Source organism: Paraburkholderia sp. Ac-20347, assembly GCF_017104805.1.
GTDB lineage: Bacteria > Pseudomonadota > Gammaproteobacteria > Burkholderiales > Burkholderiaceae > Paraburkholderia > Paraburkholderia tropica.
This window is the reverse complement of record NZ_JAAGPN010000456.1, coordinates 1-3,691: the sequence shown is the minus strand read 5'-3', so window position 1 is coordinate 3,691 and position 3,691 is coordinate 1. Positions and strand designations below refer to the sequence as shown.

Sequence of the window (3,691 nt, the reverse complement as noted above, 5' to 3'; positions counted from 1 at the left end):
GGCGCAGGCCGGGCGTGCGCCGGCGCGGGCCGGGCGGCAGACCGACTTCCTGCGGCGACAGCCGCTCGCGATGGGCGCGGATGAACTCGCCGAGCGCGCGCGCAGGCGTGGCGTCGAGGGTTTTGGCGGCGCCGGAATCGCCGGTAGTGGGGCTATCGAGGGTCATGGATGGCTGGCGGGTGCTGGCGATACCAGAATAATCGCTCAACTTGTACTGGTACAAAACGGGCTCTATTGTAACGGCTGACGCGGCGCCGGGCCGCCGCGCCGACCCGCCCCGGGGACAGAAGCAAAAAAGATCGACGCGAGGCCGCAGCCGCAGATGTCGTGGTTCATGCAGCTGAACTCGCGCCCCACACAACCGGAAAACCGGTGCGCGCGCAGAGCGTCGGCGCGCCGGATCCGCACCAGGAGCACGCCATGAAGCATCACGATCAGGTCGCCGACGCCTTCGGCTCGACCGCCGCCGCCTATCTCACCAGCCAGGTCCACGCAACCGGCGCCGATCTCGAGAACCTGGCCGCGACCTTCGCGGCGACCTGCGGCAACGCGCGGGTGCTCGACATGGGCTGCGGCGCGGGTCACGCGAGCTTCGCGGTCGCGTCGCACGTGCGTGAAGTCGTGGCCTACGACATCGCGCCGCCGATGCTCGCGACCGTCGAAGCCGCCGCGAAGGAGCGCGGCTTGAGCACGATCCGCACGCAGCAGGGCGCCGCCGAGACGCTGCCGTTCGCCGACGCGAGCTTCAACTGGGCGATCAGCCGCATGAGCGCGCACCACTGGCGCGACGTGCCGCGCGCGCTCGCCGAAGTGCATCGCGTGCTCAAACCGGGCGGCCGGCTCAAGTTCATCGATATCGCGGGCATCGACGATCCGCTTTTCGACACGCATATTCAGGCGGTGGAGTTGCTGCGCGATGCGTCGCATATCCGCGATTACCGCGCCAACGAGTGGGTGAGCATGCTCGACGCGGCGGGCTTCGACGCGAAGGTGACGGAGCGCTGGCGCATCGCGCTCGACTTCGACACGTGGGTCGCGCGCATGCGCACGCCGCCGGAGCGCGTGACGGCGATCCGCTCGATGTGGGACAACGCGCCCGATGAAGTACGCCAGTATTTCGATGTGCAGAGCGATCGCTCGTTCAAGCTCGACGCGTTGATGATCGAGGCGACGCGGCGGGATTGAGGGGCGGGTTGCGCAGCAGGTTAGCCTGCGCGCAATTCAATGCATGGGCGGCTGCCAGGCCACGTCGAAGCGTTCGGCGAGACCTGCCAGCCGTCTGTCGAGCGTCCAGAGGCGCGCGCCCGGCGTGATCAGCACGGAGCCGAGCAGGAGCAGGTCGACCACGCCGCAGCCGAGGCCGTAGAGTTGTTCGCGTTCGATCAGCGCCATGACTTCCTGCAGGCTCACCGGATTCGCCGACCGCAGCAGGCCAATGTCGCCGAGTGTGCGCACGCGTGGCGCGGGCGGCGTGCCGCAGGCCAGTTCGGCGAGCACCATCGGATGAGCCAGCGCTTCGTCGCTCAGCATCAGTTCGACGAGCGTTCCGTTGCGGCGTCTGAAATGATCGACCCAGACCGACGTGTCGACGAGCACGCTCATGACGCGGGCGTGTCGTCGCGCCGACGGGCGATGTCCGCCATCTCAGGCGCGCTGCCGCCTAATGCGGCCAGCCGCTTGGCCGCTTGAACCCGCACGAACGTCTTGACGGCTTCGCGAAACAGATCGGCCTTCTCCATGCCGGGATCGGCCATTTCGAGCGCTTTCTCATAAAGTGCGTCGTCCAGGGTCACCGTGGTGCGCATGCTGCCCTCCGTGATTCAGATTCTGATGCGATTTTGCATCAGAATTTTGCATCCCGGCAAGCATCGTCCAAAAGAAAAAGCCTCGCAGATCAAAGGCCTGCGAGGCTTTTTTTACGCGTCAAAGCGTAGTGCGCTCCACCCGCGCTTTTAACCCGTATTCCGCAACCCCGCCGCAATCCCGTTGATCGTCAGATGAATCCCGCGCCGCACGCGCGGGCTCGGATCGCCGGCGCGATAGCGCTTGATCAGCTCGACCTGCAAGTGATTGAGCGGATCGAGATACGGGAAGCGGTTCTTGATCGAGCGCGCGAGCAGCGGGTTGTCGGCGAGACGGCCGTTCGAACCGGTGATCTCGTCGAGCACCTTCGTCGTGCGTTCCCACTCGGCGACGATGCGCTCGAACACATGCTTGCGCAGCTTCTTGTCGGCGACGAGTTGCGCGTAGCGCGACGCCACCGCGAGATCGGTCTTCGCGAGCGTCATGTCCATGTTCGACAGCAGGTTCGAGAAGAACGGCCAGGTCTTGTACATCTTCCTGAACAGCGCGAGGCGGCGCGTGCGCTCGGCGTCGCTGCCCGCTTCGTCGAGATACGACGACACGGCGCTGCCGAAGCCGTACCATCCCGTCAGCAGCAGACGGCACTGGCCCCACGAAAAGCCCCACGGAATCGCGCGCAGGTCGTCGATCTTGCGGTTCTTCGGATCCTGCAGCTTGCGCGAGGCCGGCCGGCTGCCAATGTTCAGTTCCGCGATTTCGGTGATCGGCGTCGAGGCGAAGAAGTAGTCGGTGAAGCCGGGCGTCTCGTAGACGAGCGAGCGGTACGCCGCCATCGCCGCATCGGACAGATGCTGCATCGTCTCTTCGAACGCGGGCAGTTGATCCGGCGCATTGCCCGCGGTGTTGTCCGTCGGCAGCAGCGTGGCTTCGAGCGTGGCCGCGATCACCGTCTCGAGATTGCGGCGGCCGATTTCCGGATTGCCGAACTTGCTGGCGATCACCTCGCCCTGTTCGGTCAGGCGAATCTGGCCGTCCACCGTGCCCGGCGGCTGCGACAGGATCGCGTTGTAGGTCGGGCCGCCTCCGCGTCCGACCGTGCCTCCGCGTCCGTGGAACAGACGCAGCGTGATGCCGCGTTCGCGATACAGCGAGACCAGCGCGAGTTCGGCGCGATACAGCTCCCAGTTCGACGTGAGGAAGCCGCCGTCCTTGTTGCTGTCCGAATAGCCGAGCATGATTTCCTGCTCGTTGCCCCAATGCTCGACGATGCCGTCGATGCCCGGCAGCGCGAGCAGGTCGCGCATGATGCCCGGCGCGTGGCGCAAGTCGGGAATCGTTTCGAACAGCGGGATCACCATCAGCGCGGCCTGCGCGGGTTCGTCCGCGTGGCCGAGGCGGCCGCCGAGCAGACCGGTTTCCTTCTGCAGCAACATCACTTCGAGCAGGTCCGACACCGTTTCGGTGTGCGAGATGATGTAGTTGCGCACCGCGCGCGCGCCGAACTTCTCGCGCGTCACGCGCGCCATTTCCAGCACGCCGAGTTCGCTCTTCACGAGGTCGGAGTAGTCGAGATACGGCGAGCGCAGCGGACGCTGATCGGCGAGTTGCGCGAGCAGCACGATCTGCTTGTCTTCTTCGGCGAGCGCGGAGTAATCGGCCTGAACGCGCGCGCGCGCGAGCAGTTCGGTGATGACGGCTTCGTGGATGTCCGAGCTTTGGCGCAGGTCGATCGACGCCAGATGGAAGCCGAACACTTCCACCGCGCGCACGAGCGGCGCGAGGCGCGGCGTGGCGAGCGAAGCGCCGTGATGCGCGGCGAGCGAATCCATCAGGATGTGCAGGTCGCGCGAGAACTCGGCGGCGTCGGCGTACGGCTGCGCGCGCACGG

Annotated in this window: 4 protein-coding genes and 1 pseudogene; 1 reads left to right on the top strand and 4 read right to left on the bottom strand. The window is 66.3% G+C overall.

The annotated features are described in order from the left end of the window. Positions 1–166 (bottom strand): annotated as a pseudogene (locus G3N97_RS37415) (transcriptional regulator); the annotation flags it as partial. Between the two features lie 254 nt (positions 167–420). Here G3N97_RS37415 and G3N97_RS37410 point away from each other — a divergent pair. Beyond that, positions 421–1,185 (top strand): class I SAM-dependent methyltransferase, encoded by a 765-nt coding sequence (locus tag G3N97_RS37410; protein WP_205997783.1) that lies wholly within the window; start codon positions 421–423, stop codon positions 1,183–1,185. Positions 1,186–1,221: 36 nt separating this feature from the next. On the opposite strand, the gene G3N97_RS37405 is transcribed toward G3N97_RS37410, so the two are convergent. The 3 genes from G3N97_RS37405 to ppc form a co-directional block, all read right to left on the bottom strand. Next, the gene (locus tag G3N97_RS37405) at positions 1,222–1,602 is read right to left on the bottom strand and encodes a PIN domain-containing protein (RefSeq protein WP_205997782.1); all 381 of its coding nucleotides are present in this window, start codon (positions 1,600–1,602) and stop codon (positions 1,222–1,224) included. Beyond that, on the bottom strand, positions 1,599–1,805 hold the full coding sequence (locus G3N97_RS37400) for a type II toxin-antitoxin system VapB family antitoxin (protein ID WP_065057354.1): 207 nt from the start codon (positions 1,803–1,805) through the stop codon (positions 1,599–1,601). The genes G3N97_RS37405 and G3N97_RS37400 overlap by 4 nt, the downstream gene beginning before the upstream one ends. Before the next feature lie 147 nt (positions 1,806–1,952). After that, the coding region (ppc, locus tag G3N97_RS37395) for a phosphoenolpyruvate carboxylase (protein ID WP_205997781.1) at positions 1,953–3,691 on the bottom strand (1,739 nt) is incomplete at its 5' end.